This window comes from Spirosoma sordidisoli (genome assembly GCF_004138325.1).
Taxonomy (GTDB): Bacteria; Bacteroidota; Bacteroidia; order Cytophagales; family Spirosomataceae; genus Spirosoma; species Spirosoma sordidisoli.
Window position 1 is genome coordinate 108,100 of sequence record NZ_SBLB01000004.1, and the last position, 19,186, is coordinate 127,285.

Sequence of the window (19,186 nt, forward strand, 5' to 3'; positions counted from 1 at the left end):
ACAGGTATACTTTTTATATATACGCAAATACGCCGTTCAGTTACTTTATTTTTCGCTACTGGCCCAAGCCCTTTCATTTGTGTACAATGTGAGTTGTAAAAGACCCACCGTTCTTACTTGTACACCTTCATGGCTTTATCCCGCTATAGATGGCTGCTGGTCGGCTGTCTGCTTCCTACTATTGTATCCGCCCAGCTGAGTATCAGCAGCCCGGTGGCCCGCATGGTCGTCCAGCGCAACCTCTACAACGAAGCCAACATCCTGGTGGCCGGACTCGCCCCCGCCAACGCCACCGCCGTCGAAGCCCGTCTGGTGCCCCTCGCCCTGGGGCAGGGACAGCTCACGGCCTGGACCAGCCTGCCGTTTCTGGCCACGACCAAAGCCTTTCGGGGGCCGCTGCTGGCGACCGGTGGCTGGTACCGGCTGGAGGTGCGGGCCAAAAACGGCAGCACCCTGCTGAGCCAGACCAACGTAGACCGGGTAGGCGTGGGCGAGGTCTTCGTCATTGCCGGCCAGTCGAACGTATACGGCGGGTTCCAGCGGGCCAGCAACTCAGCCGAAGATCGGGTATCGTGCGTCGATTTCCGGCAGGATAGCCTGAGCGAGCAGTTGCTCCCGCTCCGGTTCAGCCGGGCGAGTTACGGCAGCAGCATCGGACCCAGCCAACCGCCCCACATCTGGAGTACCCTCGGCGACCGGCTCGTACAACAGCTCAACGTACCGGTCCTGTTTCTGGGGGCAGCCCTCGGCGGTACGTCCAGCAGCCAATGGCAGCAGTCGGCCGTCGGGAATATTGGCCCCACGCAGAACACCGCCGTCTATCGGCGGCTGGGGGTAGCGCTGCTGCATTACGTAAGCCGCACCGGAGCCCGGGCCGTACTCTGGCACCAGGGCGAGAGCGACTCCTATACCGATACGCAAACCTATTTCGATAACATCCGGCAGGTTATTGAGAAGAGCCGCCAGCAGACCGGCTTTACGTTACCCTGGGTCATGTCGCGGGTGAGTTATATCAATGGGCAAACGTTTCCCAATGTCATTGCCGCCCAGAACCGGCTCATTACCGAACTACCCGCCGTTTTCCCCGGCCCGGCCACCGATAGTCTCGTCGGCTCCGCCAACCGGCCCGACAATATTCATCTGGCAGGTGCGGGCATACCCAAATTTATCACCACCTGGCTACAATCGCTGACTCCTGCTTTCTTTCAGCAGGCCCAGCCCTACCTCCCCCCTGCCGACGCCCCCCTCATCACCAGCGGCTACACCCTGCCGCTGGCACGACGCCCCGGCGAAACGATCATGGCGGCTTCGGTGCGGAGCAATCCACAACTGACGGATAACAGCTATTTTGTTCAGCTGATCCGGACCAGCACGGGTGAAGTCGTTACGGAATCGGCCCGAAGCACCGCCAACCCCATTCCGCTGACCTTACCCGGCAACCTGCCCGACGGACAGTACCAGTTTCGAACCGTTTCAACCAGCCCGGCGCTCGTTGGTAAGCCAGGAGAACCATTTATTGTCAACTACTTTGCGACGCCAACGCCGACCCAGTCTGTGCTTACCCAACCCGTTGCGGGCGGAAGCCCGGCGCCTATTTTGCAGCGGGTTGGCTACCGCTACGAAACGGCCAGCCATAGTTTTTACCTGATGGTACAGGCAACCGCGGCCGTAGAAGTACGGCTGGAGCGGATCGACGGCGGTAATTTCGGCGATTCGGGCTGGACCCTGGCCCCGCCCAGCAGCCAGGCCCCCGACTACGAACAGTTTGCCGATTTCAACTACCTCCGCAACTACCCGCCTATTGCCGGGGGCGTGGGTGGGGTCGAACCGGGCCGGTATCGGGTGTCTGTCCGGCAACAGGGCAGTAGCGGAGCCGGGCTTTTCTTCGAAACCCAACTGCTCAACGGCCGTGTCATCCTCTACGCAGCCCCGGAGCCTATAAGTTCTATTCCGCCGGTGTTGAACATAGGCATGGCATCGGCCAGAACCCCCTGCGTCAGCAGCCCGCTGCTGGTCGAGATGCTGGTTGAAGGCGGCCCGATGAACAGCGGCAACCTATACCGGCTTCAGCTGTCCGATGCGAGCGGATCCTTTGCCAATCCCATCACCCTGCAGGAGTTCAGTTCAGCCGCCAGCAACCCGGCAACGATGTCTGTGCCTATACCGGCGGCAACGCCAGCGGGCAATCAGTACCGGTTGCGGATAACGGCTACCAACCCGGCCGTGAGCAGCGCGCCCAGCCCTTACTTCTCGCTCTGTAGCCAGGCCGACCTGTCGCTGTCAATGACAGGCAGTAGCCGCACGGTAGCGGTTGGAGAGCCGGTCACTTTTACGCTGACGGTAGCTAACGCCGGTCCGGCCAGCGCTGCGGATGTGGCCGTTCAGAGCCTGCTGCCCGCCAACGTAGAGATTGTCGAGATCCTATCGCCGGCCATTCGCGTAACCGATCAGACGCTTACTGCCAGTGTGGCCAGCCTGCCGACCGGCTCTAAGGCCGACTTTGTATTTCGGTTACGCCCTACCCAACCCGGCAGCTATATAACAACGGCTCAGCTAACCAGCAGCAGTGCCCCCGACCCCGACAGCCAGCCCAACTCCGGCACCGGCGATGGGCAGGACGATACCGCCCGGCTCGACATGCGCACCCCGGACCACAGTACCAGCCGGTTCGAATCGCCCAACCCCAATCAGACGCCCCTACCGGCTGTACTGCCCAACCAGCCGGCGCCCGATCCGACCAAAGCCGACCTGAACCTGTCGATCGTCAGTGACCGCCTGCTGATGCAGCCCGGCCAGATTGTAAGCGTAAGTATTACCGTTACCAACCAGGGTGGGCTACCCGCAAACTCCGTACGGGTTGGGTGCTCTTTTCCGCCCAGCCTTGCCTTTCTGGACAGTCCTGCGCTGAGTGGCGGATACGGATTCGTAGCGGGTACGTTTGCTTCCATTGCGCCGGGACAGTCGGGTACCTTCTGGTTTAGAGCTACCGCTACGCAAGCCGCTCAGGCCCTCGTTCAGGCTCAGATCATAGCCGCATCGGCAGCCGATCCCGACTCCCGCCCTGGTAACGGATACCTCACTGGCGAAGACGATACGGCCAGCCTGTTTCTAACTATCCCTTACTAGGACAACCTATATATCATTTTACAAATAAACAATAGATCTATTATAAGCAAAGTAAGCATACCGATTAATAAAATGACGTAACGGATTTGAGGCAGATTGTTTACTTTACCTAGTGTAATCCAGGTCGGTTTTGTGAGCCGACCTGGGTTGTCATCATCTATACTACACCTCTTTATTAACCATGACCACACCAAGCCAGATAGCCACACTGGTGGTTACGCTGCTGTGCCTGTCAGGCCTTCAGAGTAACGCACAAACCTTGACCTCCTCCAACCTGCCTATCGTCATTATCGACACCGAAGGGCAAACCATTAACGACGAACCAGGTATCGTTACCAGCCTGAGTATCATTAACAACGCCAGTGGCATCAACTCCATTACCGATATACCCAACGAGTACCAGGGAAAGGCCAAAGTCGAGTTCAGAGGGTGTTCCAGCCAGAACTTTCCGAAAAAACCGTACGGAATCGAACTCCGCAATTCCACGCTGGTAACGGAATCCATAGACAGGGCGCTGTTCGGCTTTCCGGCTGAAAGCGACTGGGTACTCAATGCCTCCTATACCGACAAATCATTCGTCCGCGACCCGCTAACCTACTACATGGCCAACCAGTCGGGGCGTTATGCCTCCCGGGTCAAATACGTCGAGCTGATTATCAATGGTGCCTACCAGGGTATTTATATTTTTCAGGAGCGGGTGAAGCGTGACGCCAACCGGGTCAATGTCAGAAGCCTCAACCCCGACGATACCAGCCCCGCCCGCATTACCGGTGGTTATATTGTTAAGGTCGACAAAAACTGTGGCGACTTCGATCCGAACCATGTCTGGTCATCGAACTACATGAGTCCGGGCGGCACTATTCCCCACCAGTGGGCCACCCATTACCCGAATGATGAAGACATTACCGCCCAGCAGTTCAACTACATACAGGGCTACATCGACGAGTTCGAAACTACGGTCAACAGCACCTCCTGCTGCAACGCGACCAACGGCTACTCGAAATTCATCGTTGAAGATACCTTCATCGATTATTTCCTGCTTCAGGAAGCGACCAGCAATGCCGACGGGTTTCGCATCAGTGCCTACCTGTCGAAGCAGCGCGACGCCGACGGGGGCAGGCTATCGGCCGGACCAGCCTGGGATTTCAACCTGGCCTACGGGTTTCTGACAACCCCGTTCGACGGCAACACCCAAACGTATCAGGGCTGGCGCTATTCGGCGCCCGGCGACGGCACCTTTCCGGTACCGTTCTGGTGGGCCAGGCTGCTGACCTGCTGCCAGTATGCCAATAAACTGGTGACCCGGTATAAGCAACTCCGCCAGACCGTCTGGCAGACGAATACGTTACTGGCTTATATTGATACGCAGTACGCGCTGCTGAACCAGGGCTCGCTGAACCGCAACTTCACCAAATGGCCTATCATCGGCGTACAGGTCTGGAATGACCAGCCGTCCTACGTGGGGGCCACCCAGCTCGATGAAGTCAATCAGGTAAAAACGTGGCTGACCAACCGACTGGCCTGGATGGATGCCAACATCAACTCCCTGCTGGTGGAGCCACTGGCAACGGGCGCCCTGTCTACAACGGCCTCGGCCATTGGCCAGGGACAAACCGCCCAGCTGACGCTGGCCTTTACCGGTTCAGGACCGTGGTCGTACACCCTCTCGCCGGGTTTGAGCGGCTCGGCCGTCAGCAGTCCGGTCACACTGACCGTACAGCCCACTACTACGACTACCTACACCCTGACAGCTATCCGCAACGGCTGCGGAAGTGGTACAGCGTCGGGTACGGCCGTTATAACTGTCCTGATGCCCGCTGATCTGTCGCTGGCGTTCTCGAGCGACCGGCGGACAGCTTCGGTTGGAGAACCGATCCAGTTTCAGCTGGCCGTGACCAACAGCAGCCCCGAATCGGTCAGTCTGGTTCAGCTCGAGAACCGCCTGCCTCCGAACCTTACCTTTACAGGCAGTTCGATGCCGGGCGTAACGGCTGTCAGCGAGGTAGTATCCATGACCACTACCAACCTCGCAGCGGGTCAGACCATGCTGTTCAGCTATACCGTGCAGGCTACCGCGGAGGGAACGTTCCGTAATGCGGCTCAGATTGTTTCGGCCAGCCTGCCCGACGCCGATAGCCAGCCCAACTCCGGAACGGGCGACGGGCAGGACGACATGGCCGAAACCGACCTTCGGGTGGGCAGTTCGGTCAGTCTGTTTGTTTCACCCAATCCCAATCAGACCCCACTCCCCCCCGTCCTGTCCAATCAGCCGCCCACCGACCCCACCCTGGCAGATTTGAGCGTGGCCCTCGTCAGCAGTCAGCTGGCGGTATTGCCTGACCAGCCCTTTAGCCTCAGCCTGATTATCAGCAACCGGGGTGGTGCCGCTGCGGGTAATGTGGGGGTGCAGGCCGAGCTCCCTGTCGGCTGGCAACTGACCAGTAATGCGAGCCTGACCGTTAGCGGCCAGGTCGTATCAGGAACCGTGCCATCGCTGGGAGCCAATGCGCAGACTACTGTAGTTTTGCCGCTTCAGGCCAGTACGGCAGGCACAGTACAAGCCCAAATTCAAAGTAGCACCCCTGCCGATCCCGACAGTACGCCCGGCAACGGCTACACCAACGGCGAAGATGACACGGCTAGCCTGACGCTTCGGGTTCGCTAAAACAAACAAAAAAGTAAGTATTACCGTAGTTTACTTGATATTGGTACGCATCTTGTAACCTATTATCAAAATCAACAACCGTAACTATTTTGCTTTATCCATTTTTTCGGCTGCAGACGACCATCGCGTTTCTGCTCTGCTTCGTCATTGCCCGAGCCCAGTCTCCTTCAGCTATTGACCCGCGCGATACCCTGGCCCGAATGGCCGAAGAGGAGCGCTTACGAACACTCGATCCGGCGTTGGGTCGCGTGCCCTTCGAACGACTCGACGAGGCCCGGCGTCTGCTTAACAGACAGCAGTTATCGGGCGGAATAAGTACCCAGGCGGCTATTCCGGGCATAACCTGGCAGGAGCGTGGCCCCAGCAACGCGGGTGGCCGTACCCGGGCATTGCTGTTCGACCCCAACGACCTGGCTCGTAAAAAGGTGTGGGCCGCCAGCCCGGCGGGTGGCCTGTGGTACACCAACGATATCACCGACAGCAACGCGGGCTGGATACCCGTTAGCGACAACTGGGAGAATACCGTGGTAACCGCTCTGGCAGCCGATCCGTCGAATCCGCAGATTATGTATGCCGGCACAGGCGATGGTTATAGCGGTATTAACGGGGGCGGTATCTGGAAAACCACCAACGGAGGTACCACCTGGACCCGCCTGAGCAGCACCATTCCGGGCGGTGATTACCCCTCCATCAGTCGATCCTTTACCTTTATTCAACGCCTGGTGGTTAGTGCCAGCGGCCAGGTTTTTGCAGCTACCAATTACGGCCTCGTTCGATCCACCGACGGAGGGGCAAGCTGGGCGTTTGTGCTGGCACCTAATCAGGGTATTGGGGCAGGCAGCAATACCGGGAATTATTACAACGATCTGGTAACAGACCTTGAGCTGGCATCGGACGGTATTCTGTACGCAGCGTTTAACCCCAGCCGCGTATTTCGATCGACCACTACTGCCGGTACAGGCTGGATCGAAATTACCCCACCTAATACCAGTGGTGAACGCACCGAACTGGCGCTGGCCCCTACAACCAGCGGTAATAGCCAGGTGGTGTATGCCGTATCCCGCGCGTATAATAGCCTGAACTACTACCAGGATGTAAAGTGGTTTAAGAAAAGCAGTAACGGGGGTGCCAGTTGGACCGACCTCGTTATCCCGACGTTAAGCGGGGGCAATCATTTCACCAATGGAGACGGCTGGAGGCAGCTAAGCCTGACTATTCATCCTACTGATCCTAATACAATTTATGCGGGTGGCTACGACTGGTTCCGTTCTGTTGACGGCGGCACTACTTGGAGCAGCCGGTTGACAAATCAATACACGGGTCAACAGGGACTTTGGTTTCAACCGGGTGGTATTGGAGCCGTTTTTGCCGACGATAAAGGCATACGCTGGTCATCCAACTGGGGCGATAACGCCCTAACAAACCCTACGTTTCTGGATCGAAACAGCGGCTATCGGGCGGGTGAAGTCAGTTCGGTGTCCATGCGAGCGGCTCCGGGTGGCTCATTTTTGTTAGGTGGCACCACCGGGTCCGGCTATTTTCAGGTAACGGCGCCGGGGCTTGCTACCGGGAGTTATTTTTGGTCTATTCAGTATCCGGGGGCAGCTTTTATTGATGATAATGAGCCTTCTGTTTATGTAATTCAGGCGTATTCAAATTTCTATCTATATAATAGTTCAGACGGATCGTTAACGCTTCTTACCTCGCTAAGTAATTATTCTACATTGAACCCATCGGATTATGATAGCCAGGCAAATATCTTGTACACGGCTACCTATGCCAATAGCCTGAGCAGCATTCGGCGAGTAACAGGGGTAGGCACGACACCTGTCGGCACCACTTTTTCGCTGCCAGGTCTTACCAATTACGTATCAGCCCTGAAGCTGGGACGTAATCGCGATGCGTTGTTTGTGAGCAATTACTATGGAAAACTGGTGAAGGTAACCAACCTCGACCAGGCGACGCCTACCGTTGTAGCCATCGATAATGGGGCCTTACCGCCCAACGCCGTCATTTCCTGCATCGATGTGGGGGCCGATGACAATGAACTGCTCGTTACGCTATCGAGCTACGGGGTGCAGTCGGTCTGGTACACCCAGGACGGGGGCGCCACCTGGACGGGTAAAGACCAAACTAATTTTGGGTTGCCCGATGTACCGGTGCGTACAGCTTTGTTTAACCCCCAGAATCGGAAACAGGTGCTGCTGGGCACCGATGCCGGCATCTGGTCTACGTCGGATATTACGCTGACCAACCCCGGCTGGACGTACTCGGGCAGCGGAATGGGGCCGTTTCGCATCAATCAGATACGATACCGGGCGTCGGACGGGCGTGTGCTGGCGGCTACCCAGGGGCGGGGTGTCTGGCAAACCGATGCGCTGGCCATTCCCTACACGCCGTCAACTATTACGTTGACCGGTGTATCGAACACGACGCTCTGCGCGGGTAACGTGGTCAATGTTTCCTACACGACAACCGGCCCGGCTTTGCCAACGGGAGCGACCGTTGAGGTCTGGGTATCGGACGCAAGCGGTAGCTTTGCCAACCAGCGCAAAATTGGAAGCGGCACCAGCAGCCCTGTTTCGGTAACGCTGCCAACGGGTTATAATGCCCTTCCCTTCGGTACTGGCTACCGCCTGCAACTGATGGCACCGGTAGCCGAAGTAACGAGTAATCCCAGCACTTCGCTGGCTATTGGGGACCTGGCCGGAGCCGTCGCCACAGACAGGCGGGGTACTTTACGTAGTTATTCTATCAGTGGAGAGGTTTGCACCGGCAGCCGTGCGACTCTTTCTCTGTTTCCTCGTAATGGCAACTATAGCCCGACAGGCGCCGAGCGCTATCAGTGGCTGCTGAACGGAAGTGCGATTACCGGAGCCACCTCGCAGACTGTATCGGCACAGCAGGCCGGTAGCTACTCGGCCACAATCTGGCAGGCTGGTTGTACCGTACAGAGCGGTAGTTACCAGCTTTCTACGTCGACCAATCCTTCCGTAAATATAGAGTCGCTGGTTGGCGAAGAGCCTCAATGTGCCAGCCAACCACAATCACTTAGTTCTGCTTATGTAGGCGAAACTGCTGCCTACCAGTGGACCCGTAACGGAATCGATGTTGCCGGGGCTACAGCCAGCGCGCTGACTGTGTCGGAAACCGGACAGTATAGCTTCCGGATGACGGATGGAGTCTGCTCCGCAACAGCTTCTCCTCAGAATCTGAATTTTGGTCAGTCGCTATATGCCCGGTTGGTCAGTTATGTGCCTGGCGACTCGGTCCTCTGCTCCAGTGGCTACAGTATTTACCTGATTATCGATCAACTGGCCGATTACCAGTTAGAAAAAGGCGGTTACAGTGTTCAATGGTATCGGGATAATGTGGCACTGAATGGAGCTACCCAGGCTTATTACTTTGCTAGTCAGCCGGGCACGTACTGGATTCAACTCACTCAGGGAAGCTGTACAACCCGCAGTAATGCCTTTGTAGTTCGGCAGGGTACACTGGCCAAGCCAACTATATGGAATTCTTCGAACGAAACACTCTGCCCTGGTGAGTCACGTTATATGTACATATCTATGTACTATGGCGGTGGGAGTTACCAGTGGCAAAAAGATGGCGTTGATATTCCGGGCGCTACCAGTTCGGGCTATACGGCGCAGACATCAGGAACGTACACCATTCGGGTGACGCGCGGCTCGTGTCAGGTTACCTCAGACCCGGTTTCCCTTACATTCACAAATGCAATCCGGCCAACTGCTTACAGTTATAGGGAGAACTCGAAGGCATGTTCTAATTTGACTGTCTACACTGATTTTCGATCTTCTTTGTCAGGTACTACCTATCAGTGGTTTAAAGATGGCGTCACTATGCCAGGAGAGACAAATTCAAGTGTGCAGGCAAATCAGTCAGGCATCTACTCCGTGCGCGTGACCAATGGTGTCTGTACCGGACTCTCGAAAGGCCTGTTTGTTCAGATTGGTGGTGCAGCAAAGCCTACTATAAATATGCAGCCAGCCTCCGGGCAAGTGTGTGCAGGCAATGCTGTCTCAATGGTAACTAACCTAGGCTCTTTCGCCCCACAATGGAAACGAAATGGAGTCGTTGTGGCCACTGGTTACCAGTACTTTGCCACTCAGTCGGGCCTCTACAGTGTTGTATTACCTGATGGCGACTGTTCTGCCGAATCAGACCCAGTCGAGGTCAGGATTGGGGAGCCAACGGCGGCTACGCTGACTGGGGGGGCGCTCATCAGCAGCGGGCAAACGACCCAACTGCCCATTACCTTCAGCGGTCCGGCGCCCTGGTCGGTTACGCTCACCAACGGCCAGTCGGCGTCGGCGGTGTACCAGAATCCGTATCTGATGCCCGTATCGCCTACCAGTACAACCACGTACAGTTTGTCGGCGCTGACCAACGCCTGTAGTACCGGCGCGGTAGCGGGCGCAGCTACGGTTACCGTTGGTACGGGTAGCGCCGATGTGGCATTACAGATGCAGGTCAGCAACCGGGTTCCTAAGGTCGATGAGATTGTCAGCTATACACTTATTCTGACCAACGCTGGCCCCCAGGAGTCGGCAGGGGTACAAGTCAGGAGTGTGCTGCCAGCCGGGCTGGTGTTTGTCGATTCTCCCTCGCCGGGTATCAGTGCCGCAAACGGGGTTGTAACGGCGGAGGTAGGTACAGTGCCAGTTGGCGGTAACCGAAGCTTTCTCTTTCGGACCAGAGCCACCCTGCCGGGCGTCTTTGCTACATCGGCCCAGATAACGGCTACGCAAACACCCGACCCCGACAGCCAGCCCAACTCCGGTACTGGCGACGGACAAGACGATGCCGTCACGACAGACCTGCGGACGGTCGGTGCGAGTGGCCCTCTGGTCGTATCGGCGAACCCGAACCAGCAGCCTCTGCCGCGGGTTGCTACCAGTCAGCCAGCAACGGACCCAACCAAAGCCGATCTGAGCCTTTCATCGCAGATCAGTACGCTAACTCCTCAGCCCGGCGAGGTGGTCAGTCTGTCGCTGACGGTCAGTAACCGGGGTGGCGCATCGGCGAACTCGATTGTCGTTCAAACCCAACTGCCAGCAGGCTGGGTCGTAACCGGTAGTAGCGGCTGGACTGCGAACGGCCAACTGCTTCGGGGATACGTCAACAAGCTGGCCGCCGGCCAGTCGGCCACATTGCTACTGGCCGTTCGGGTGAACAGTTCGGCTACGCTGCAGACTCAAATTCAGGAAGTTACAGAGACTGACCCTGACAGCACACCCGGCAACGGCTATACCAACGGCGAGGATGACACAAGCAGTCTGACGCTTCGGGTTCGCTGACAAAACAAGAGCTGGCCGGTTGAGCCTGGCGTATAAATCGTCAGGATCAACCGGCCAGTTCTATCAGCCTTTCCGGACAATTTCTTCCAGGAAGGTGCGGAATTTATCGGCAAACTCGGGGCGCTTCAGCGCAAACTCGACGGTGGTTTTGAGGAAGTCGAGCTTATTGCCAATGTCGTGGCGTTTCCCTTCGATATGGTGCGCGTACAGGTTCTCCCGCTTGAGCAGCAATAGCATAGCATCGGTCAGCTGAATTTCGTTGTTCTTACCAGCCGGTGTCTGTTCGAGCATGGTAAAAATATCGGGCGTCAGAATGTAGCGACCCGCAATGGCCAGGTTGGAAGGAGCCTCGTTCAGCGCCGGTTTCTCGACCAGCGTATCGATGGCCAGAATCCGGTCGCTCAGCGAACGGCCACCCACAATACCGTAACGGTTTACTTTGTCGTGGGGAACCTCCTCAACGGCAATGACCGATCCGCCGTATTGGGCGTAGGTATCGATCAGCTGCTGCGTAACCGGAATGACCGAATCCATGATGGTGTCACCCAGCAGCACCGCAAACGGCTCATTGCCTACGTGATGCCGCGCGTACCGGATGGCGTCGCCGAGTCCGTTCAGTTCGCGCTGGCGAACATAGTGCAGGTTGGCCATGTCGGACAGTCGGCGCATCTCATCGAGCAGCAGCTGGTCTTCTTTTTCTTCGAGCCGGGTTTCCAGTTCGAAGTTGCGATCGAAATGGTCTTCGATGGCGCGTTTTCCCTTTCCGGTAATGATGAGAATGTCTTCGATTCCTGAATCGACAGCCTCCTGCACCACATACTGAATCGTAGGCCGGTCAATGATCGGCAGCATCTCTTTGGGTTGCGCCTTGGTGGCAGGCAGAAACCGGGTTCCCAGCCCGGCAGCGGGTATAACAGCTTTTTTGATCATGATTTCTCTGGTAGAGACCGGTAATCGGTGGCGTCGCTATACGACGTATGGTTTTATGACGCGGGCATTAATGGCTTTCAGGGCAACGAAGAGTCGGTTCAGCATGGCATCGTCGCGGTATATGCCAATGATCGACCCGCCCGAACCGGTAAATGACGCCGACGCCCCGCAGGCCCGCGCGGTGTTGATCAGCGCCCGGTTCCGATCACTGATGGAATAGATCTGGCTCCGCAAATCGAAGTTGCGGTTAACGAGTTCGTGGAGAGCCTCGGTATCGCGCCGAAGCAGGGCGTCGTGGCCTTCGCGGGCTACGTCGGCAATGGCGCTCATGGTGTCGATCACCAGCGGTTCGCCAGCCAGCCAGCGGGCCCGTACGTCGTTGTGGATACGACCAGACTGTTTACCCAGGTCGGTATTGTAGGCAATGTAGAGTTTGGGGAGCAGATGCGGGTCGAGCGGGTCGTACTGTCCGTAGCCATACTGTTCCATAATCGGCCGGTCGAAGTTCATGTACACGCAGCCTTCGTAGCACTGAATAACCCGATCCTGAAGGCCAGCCGCAATACCAAGCTCTTCGGTTTCGGTAGCCATGACCAGATTGGGCAACACCGGCTGCGGAATCTCGACGTTGTAGAACTGCATGAGCGCCCGGAAGGTAGCCACGATGATGGCGCTCGACCCCGACAGACCCACCTGACGCGGAATGGAGGTGCTGTACCGAATCGAAAAGTTGTGGTTCGGTAGCCGAATGCCTTCGTTCTCGCAGTACTCGGCAAATTTTTTGATGGCCGCCTTCAGCAGCGGAACACCACCATGGTACCCCAGCGTGCCCACCGCATCGCGCAGGTGATGCAGGCTCCGAAATACGTTAGTATCCTGCAGCTGCGGCTCGATGGTCAGCTCCGGCGACGGATACAGGGTAACAGATGCGCCGAAGTTGCGGACGCTGATGGCAATGGTTTTGCCAAAAAAGCCGTCAGACGGGTTGCCAAGCAGCCCCGCCCGGGCATAAGCACGGGTTTCAATAAGCAAGGTTGTAACGCGATAGGAGTACTAGCCCAACGAATGATGTGGGGCAAGTTTACGAAAGAATCGCACACACCCTGCAGAAATCCAGCTGAGTGGTACAGACAAAAAAAGCGACCGCGTTTCTCCGACGCGGTCGCTTGCCATAAAGTATGGTATAGAACGAATTACTGGGCCGATTCTTTGTCTTTGCCGTCGTATCCTTTGTTGTGCGGATCGTAGCCTTTACTCGGGTCATCGCCTTCTTCGAGGTAGGTGGCGTCGCCCCGGTGAAAGAGCGCATCGTCAGACGGGTTTTCGGCCACCTGATCCAGTTTACGACCGGCTTCGTCGCTCATCATTTTTCCTTTCGGCAGGTCGGTATCGTTTACCGAATCAGCCTCGACGTCCCAGGCCTGGGTAGAGCCGTATGACTCGCCTTTGGGCTCTTCAGCCTTGCCAACATTGACATTGGCTTCGCGGGACTCCCGTGTTTCTTCCCGGTTTTCGTCTTCCATGTCTATACCCGAGGTAGAAGCGGAAAACGTATTTGTACCGACGCCCTCCGACTCGCGACCGAAATCAGAATCGCCGTGCTGGTTGGGGTCATTCGAATAAAACTCAGGGTCAACTTTATCGGGATCGAATGGTGATGTAGTAGCCATAACGTTGTGTGTTTTTACCAGCTATAACTCGCAAACAGGACGGGTTGTTTGCATCTAAACCAAGCAGGCACCCCGGTAAAGGGTGCCTGCTTTTGTGCCGTATGTGCCGACAGTTGGCTATTGATACCCCTGGTTCTGCGTCAGCGTGGGTCGGCCGTTCAGGTTGCTGTTCAGAATTTCCTCGAACGGAATCGGGAAAAACTCGTTCCGGTTCTTCACGAACGTAGCCCCGGTGAGGTAAGTCCGTTTGGTTCGCTCAGTGGTCAGGTAAGCATTCAGGGTGGGTTCGGCAATACCCCAGCGTACCAGCTCGAAGAAACGATGCCCCTCCATGGCAAACTCCAGCCGGTTTTCGAACCGCACCGCCTGCCGGGCCGCTTCTTTGGTGGCGAAGGCCGTTGAGGTAGCCGGGTATTCCCTGATCACGTAATTGGCAGCGGGCTGACCCGCAGCGGTTTTAACGAAGCCGTCGGGGTTGGCGGCCCGGCGCCGGACCTGGTTCACGTAGTCGCGGGCTTTGGCCAGACTCCCGATTTCGACCTCGACTTCGGCGGCCCACAGCAGAATATGATCATACCGCAGATACCGATAGTTGTTGGAGTGAAGCCGGTTGTTGCCGGGGTTTACGCCAAAAAACTGCCGTTCCGGAATGTGCTTGATCGGCGAGTAGGGTCCCGCATAGGCCTGATCCCGAATCCAGGCGCGACCCGGATGAACGCCCCAGTCCTTGAACGGAATACCCCGGCGCCCTACCGTATGATCCAGACGCGGGTCCAGCGGGCCGGCATAGGGCGTAAACGGCTGGTCCGACGTAATGCCCTGGTCGCTGGTAACGTCGGTGTTATTAAAGGTAGCTGGCAGCGGCAGGCCGTTAGCATCGGTTTTATAGGCATTGACCAGGTTCTGCGAGGGCTGATAGAATCCGCAGCAGCCCCCCGGCCCGGTATTGTAAGGCCAGGCCAGCTCATCGCCCAGCCCCCCGCCCCCACCGGCCGACGACGTAACCGAGTACTGCACCTCAAACAGCGATTCGCGGTTATTCCGATTGGCCGGAGCCGCCGAGAAATTGTCGCCGAAATTGGGCATCAGCGCAAACCGCCCGCTGGCTATAATCTGATTCAGCAGGGTTTGCGCCTGCTGCAGTTTGGCGTTGTTGGGTGCTCCCGTATACGGATCGAAAGCCTGATGCATGTAGCATTTGGCCAGCATACCCATGGCAGCCCAGCGGGTAGCCCGGCCCGGCTCGCCCGAAAACTGATCGGGCAGGTTCTGCATGGCAAACTGAAAGTCGGCTTCGATCCGCGGCCAGGCGTTTTCGGTATTGGGCACCTTGGCGCTATCGGGCACTTCCTTGTTGTAATCCTGCTCGTCGATATACGGAATGTTGTTCCACATCTTTTTGGCTTCGAAGTGGTAGAAGCCGCGCAGGAACCGGGCTTCGGCCGTAATGACCCGCCGACGGGCCGTATCCAGATTCTGGACCTGGGCCAGGTTATCCAGCACGTCATTGGTCCGCGACACCCCGTTGTAGAGGGTTCGCCATTTGCCCCGCACGTGTTCGTTGGTAACCACCCACACGTAGCGTTCGAGGGCGGTCTGCTCGGGCTGGTCACCCGCATCGGTCCCTTTATAGGCATCGTCGGACGTGACGCCCCCGAACACCCAGTTCGAAACCGCCCCGTGCCAGGTTGACCCGCTGGCCGGAATACCATCCAGCAGGCCGTAGGCGCCCGTCAGCAAGGTTTCGATACCGCGGGCATCGGTTACGGCATCGGGACTGAAGGTGCCCTGTGGCGTACGGGTCAGAAAATCTTCACCGCAGCCGTTCATTGTCATGACTACTACCGATAGCATACCGGCATAGCCCCATTTCTTTATGTTTTTCATGAGTATGTGCAGCAAGAGTTAAAAAGCCAGATTCAGACCCACCAGAAACTGCCGGGGTGTTGGGTAACGACCTTCGTCAACGCCAAGCTGGCGATCTTCGCCGGTGGCCGATGAGTTCCGCAGGGTGATTTCGGGGTCCAGTCCGCTGTATTTGGTAATGGTAAACGCATTGGTGGTTTGCACGTAGAGGCTGCCACCGTTGAGGCCCAGCCGGCTCCCGAACCCTTTGGGCAGCGAGTAGGTCAGCTGGATGTTACGCATCCGGAAGTACGACCCTTTTTCGATGAAATAGCTCGATGCGCGGCTGCTGATGGCATCGTTCTCGTCGAGAATCGGCAGCTTGGCACCGGGATTCTCGGGCGTCCAGGAGTTGTAGAGCACGTCTTTCGTCCGGTTGCCCTGGAAGGTGTTGAAGTCGGTCCAGTAGCGCACGTAGTTGAAGACATCGTTGCCGGCAACCCCCTGCCCAAACACCGTCAGATCGAAGTTCTTATACCCGACCGAGACGTTCAGACCGTAGTTGAATTTGGGGTGCGGATTGCCGATAAACGCCTGGTCGTCGGCCGTAATCTGGCCGTCGTTGTTGATGTCGCGGTATTTGAACTTACCCACACCCTTAACGCGCTGGCCGTTGATTACTACCTCGGCATCGTTGTAGCCCGGGAACTGCGGGGCCGCTGCCGCTTCTTCGGCCGTCTGGAAAATACCGTCGATGATATAGCCGTAGAACAACGAAATCGGCTGTCCTACCACCGACCGGGTTACGGCGGGCAAACGCGACCCAAGTCCCAGCAGCGGCTCGTTCGGGCTGGCGGGGTTCAGCTCCAGCACCTGGTTCCGATAGGTAGAGAAGTTCCCCGTCACCGTGTAGCGAATGTTGTTATCGAGGGCTTTACCGCGGTAGCTGACCTGCAGGTCGACACCCCGGTTCCGGATGGCAGCTACGTTCTCGGCGGGCAGATCGCCCTGCCCTACCGTTGCCGGCCGGGGGCGGGTATAGAGGAGTCCGGTTGTCTTTCGTTCGTACACGTCGAGGTTTACTTCGAGCGCGTTGTTGAACAGACCGGCGTCGAGTCCCACGTTGATAGAAGTCGTAGTCTCCCAGCGGGCGTTAGGGTTCCCGAAGCGCTGAATCGCAAAACCGGTGTTATAGGCGTTCGGGTTGCCGTTGAGGCTGTAGCCACCCCGGTCGAAGTCGGCCGCGTAGGTGGTGTAGGCGTTGTAATCGCCAATTTCCTGGTTACCCGTCTGGCCCCAGCCCGCCCGCAGTTTGAGGTCGCTGATGGTCGGAATCCCTTTCATAAACGGCTCGCCCGTAATGCGCCAGCCCGCCGATACGGCCGGGAAGGTAGCATAGCGCTGAGCCGCCAGGAAGCGCGACGAAGCATCCCGACGCAGGGTAGCCTGGAAGAGGTATTTATCGCGATACGAATAGTTGGCCTGCCCGAAGTACGAGAACAGCCGGTAGTCGTTGAAGGCGTAGTTCCGGTTCGTCTGGGTAGCCTGGTCGCCTATGTCGAGGTACAGCAGCGAGGGATCTCCGCTGTAATACCGATCGCGGAAGCCTTCGATGAATTCGCCAAAAGCCGAAATGGACTCAAGCCCTACGAAGGCGTTGACGTTGTGTACACTGGCGAAGGTCTTCTTGTACGAAAGGGTATTGGTCCATGTCCACGAATACCGGTACTGACCGTCTTTCCGCACGCTGTAGGTTCGCACCGGCTCCGAGGCTTCGGGCTCGGGAATACCGTAATAGGTGCCGTAGGCAATGGTGCCGTCGAGTCCAAAACTGCTCCGGAGGGTGAAGTCCTTCAGGATGTCCGCTTCGGCATATACGTTGCCCAGCGCCCGCAGATCGCGGTAGCCGTTCTGCCCGGCCCGTTCGAGCAGGGCTACCGGGTTTTTTGCATTACCCAGGTTGCTGCCCAGCGTACCGGCGTAGTTACCGGCCACATCATATACCGGAACGATAGGCTGCATCCGGATAGCCATCAGGATTCCGTTACCCTCGGTACCTTCGTTCCGGAAACCACCCGTCCGCTGCGCCAGTACCAGCTGCAGGTTTTCGCCGACGCGTACTTTGTTCTTGATGGTAAACTCGGTATTGGCCCGCAGCGTGTAGCGCTTGAACCCGTTGGCCCGGATAATCCCTTCCTGGTTGAAATACCCTACCGAGAGGGCGTAGCGCCCTTTTTCCGTACCGCCCGACAAACCAATGTTGTAGTTCTGAATGGGCGCCGACGTCATGATCTCACGCAGCCAGTCGGTCCCTTCGGCATTGGCCTGGGTGATCTGGAACCGCTGCGACCCGAAGAGCGGATCATTGAAGCGATCGATGCTGTAGTTTCGATAGGTCCCGTCCGGATTGCGGGCTACGCGCGGATCATCGGCCGAGGCTCCGTCCGGAACGATAAAGGCCGGAATGACAGGCTCGGGACCGTTACCGTACTGCGCCTGCTGCGGATTTCCGTTGGCCGGGTTAACGACCCCCGCATTCCGTTTGCTGGCCCACAGATACTCGCCATACTCGCGGGTGTTGAGCAGGTCGAGGTAGCGGGTTGGCTGCTGGGTTCCGTAGTAGGAATCGAACGTCAGGCGCGGCTCGCCCGATTTCCCTTTCTTGGTCGTGATGATAACGACGCCATTCCCGGCCCGCGATCCGTAAATCGACGCCGAGGTGGCATCTTTCAGAATCTGGATACTCTCAATGTCGTTCTGGTTTAGGTTATTTAAATTTTCGCGGGTTGGCACGCCATCGATCACGTAGAGCGGGTTATTGTTACCCAGCGTTCCGAACCCACGGATTCTGATACTGGCTCCTCCACCGGGCGAGTTATCCTGCAACACCTGCACCCCGGCCGCGCGCCCCTGTAGCTGCTGCCCCAGGTTAGCCGCCGGCACCGACAGCAGCTCCTTGGTCTGGATCACCGTTACGGCGCTGGTGATGTCTTTTTTCTCCTGGGTAGCGTATCCGGTAACGACGACTTCATTCAGCGTCGACACATCTTCGACCAGCGTCACATTCAGGCTGGTTTGTCCGCCAACGGCCACCTCCTGGGGTCGGTAACCAATGAACGAAAACACAAGTACCGCATCGTCGGGTGCCTGGAGCCGGAAGTTGCCTTCCGCATCGGTCGATACGCCCCGTGTAGTGCCTTTGATGGCTACGTTTACGCCGGGCAGGCCCGTTCCCGAAGCGCGGTCAATCACCTTACCGGTTCGGTTGCCGCCGGGCCCGGGCTGAGTAGCGCCCGTTCCCTGACCCGGGGCGGGTGCCGGAGCGGCAGGTTGCGGAGCCGGAGTCGCGGCCGAGGGTGTGGTAGCGGTGCTGGTGATAGGCGTACTGCTTTGCGGAGTTGATGGTTCTCCGCCCATGATAGCTCGCTCGGCGGGTGTGGGTGTGGTAGCTGGCGGCTGCGCTGTACCCTGCGTAGCGGTTGTACTGGGCTGGCCAGTAGGTGTTCCCTGCCCCAGGGCGGTAAGACCAGCCAGTGGTAGCCCCATCAGCACCCCCAGACGGACAGTAGTCCTCAAGAAGTTTTTCATTGAGCAAACGGTTTAATAGGTTGACGTATAATTACTTAAGTAGC

General features: G+C 57.5%; 8 protein-coding genes. 3 read left to right on the forward strand and 5 right to left on the reverse strand.

The window, feature by feature from the left end:
• Positions 1-129 precede the first annotated feature (129 nt).
• The 3 genes from EQG79_RS15415 (at position 130) to EQG79_RS15425 (ending at position 11,109) form a co-directional block, all read left to right on the forward strand.
• The gene (locus EQG79_RS15415; RefSeq protein WP_240699363.1) at positions 130-3,126 is read left to right on the forward strand and encodes a sialate O-acetylesterase; all 2,997 of its coding nucleotides are present in this window, start codon (positions 130-132) and stop codon (positions 3,124-3,126) included.
• Between the two features lie 181 nt (positions 3,127-3,307).
• Positions 3,308-5,791, forward strand: a complete 2,484-nt coding sequence (locus EQG79_RS15420; protein ID WP_129602396.1) for a CotH kinase family protein — start codon at positions 3,308-3,310, stop codon at positions 5,789-5,791.
• Positions 5,792-5,880: 89 nt separating this feature from the next.
• Positions 5,881-11,109 carry a hypothetical protein gene (locus EQG79_RS15425; protein ID WP_240699364.1) on the forward strand — a complete coding sequence of 1,743 codons (5,229 nt, stop codon included), beginning with the start codon at positions 5,881-5,883 and terminating at the stop codon, positions 11,107-11,109.
• Between the two features lie 63 nt (positions 11,110-11,172).
• Here EQG79_RS15425 and galU read toward each other — a convergent pair whose 3' ends face one another.
• From galU to EQG79_RS15450, 5 genes are all read right to left on the reverse strand, one after another.
• A complete protein-coding gene (gene galU, locus EQG79_RS15430; protein WP_129602399.1) occupies positions 11,173-12,039 on the reverse strand; it encodes a UTP--glucose-1-phosphate uridylyltransferase GalU in 867 nt (288 codons plus the stop codon).
• Positions 12,040-12,075: 36 nt separating this feature from the next.
• Positions 12,076-13,071, reverse strand: coding sequence for a mevalonate kinase family protein (locus EQG79_RS15435; RefSeq protein ID WP_077921699.1), 996 nt, complete (start codon positions 13,069-13,071; stop codon positions 12,076-12,078).
• A gap of 161 nt (positions 13,072-13,232) precedes the next feature.
• The gene (locus tag EQG79_RS15440; protein WP_077921700.1) at positions 13,233-13,709 is read right to left on the reverse strand and encodes a hypothetical protein; all 477 of its coding nucleotides are present in this window, start codon (positions 13,707-13,709) and stop codon (positions 13,233-13,235) included.
• 117 nt (positions 13,710-13,826) lie between these two features.
• Positions 13,827-15,596 carry a RagB/SusD family nutrient uptake outer membrane protein gene (locus tag EQG79_RS15445; protein WP_129602401.1) on the reverse strand — a complete coding sequence of 590 codons (1,770 nt, stop codon included), beginning with the start codon at positions 15,594-15,596 and terminating at the stop codon, positions 13,827-13,829.
• An 18-nt stretch (positions 15,597-15,614) separates the two neighbouring features.
• Positions 15,615-19,142: a SusC/RagA family TonB-linked outer membrane protein gene (locus EQG79_RS15450; RefSeq protein ID WP_240699365.1), complete on the reverse strand. Its 3,528-nt coding sequence runs from the start codon at positions 19,140-19,142 to the stop codon at positions 15,615-15,617.
• Between the last annotated feature and the right edge of the window lie 44 nt (positions 19,143-19,186).

Coding starts and splice junctions, on each gene's coding strand:
- galU (WP_129602399.1), bottom strand. CDS start 12,039: ATGATCAAAAAAGCTGTTATACCCGCTGCCGGGCTGGGAACCCGGTTT.
- EQG79_RS15445 (WP_129602401.1), bottom strand. CDS start 15,596: ATGAAAAACATAAAGAAATGGGGCTATGCCGGTATGCTATCGGTAGTA.
- EQG79_RS15420 (WP_129602396.1), top strand. CDS start 3,308: ATGACCACACCAAGCCAGATAGCCACACTGGTGGTTACGCTGCTGTGC.
- EQG79_RS15440 (WP_077921700.1), bottom strand. CDS start 13,709: ATGGCTACTACATCACCATTCGATCCCGATAAAGTTGACCCTGAGTTT.
- EQG79_RS15415 (WP_240699363.1), top strand. CDS start 130: ATGGCTTTATCCCGCTATAGATGGCTGCTGGTCGGCTGTCTGCTTCCT.
- EQG79_RS15450 (WP_240699365.1), bottom strand. CDS start 19,142: ATGAAAAACTTCTTGAGGACTACTGTCCGTCTGGGGGTGCTGATGGGG.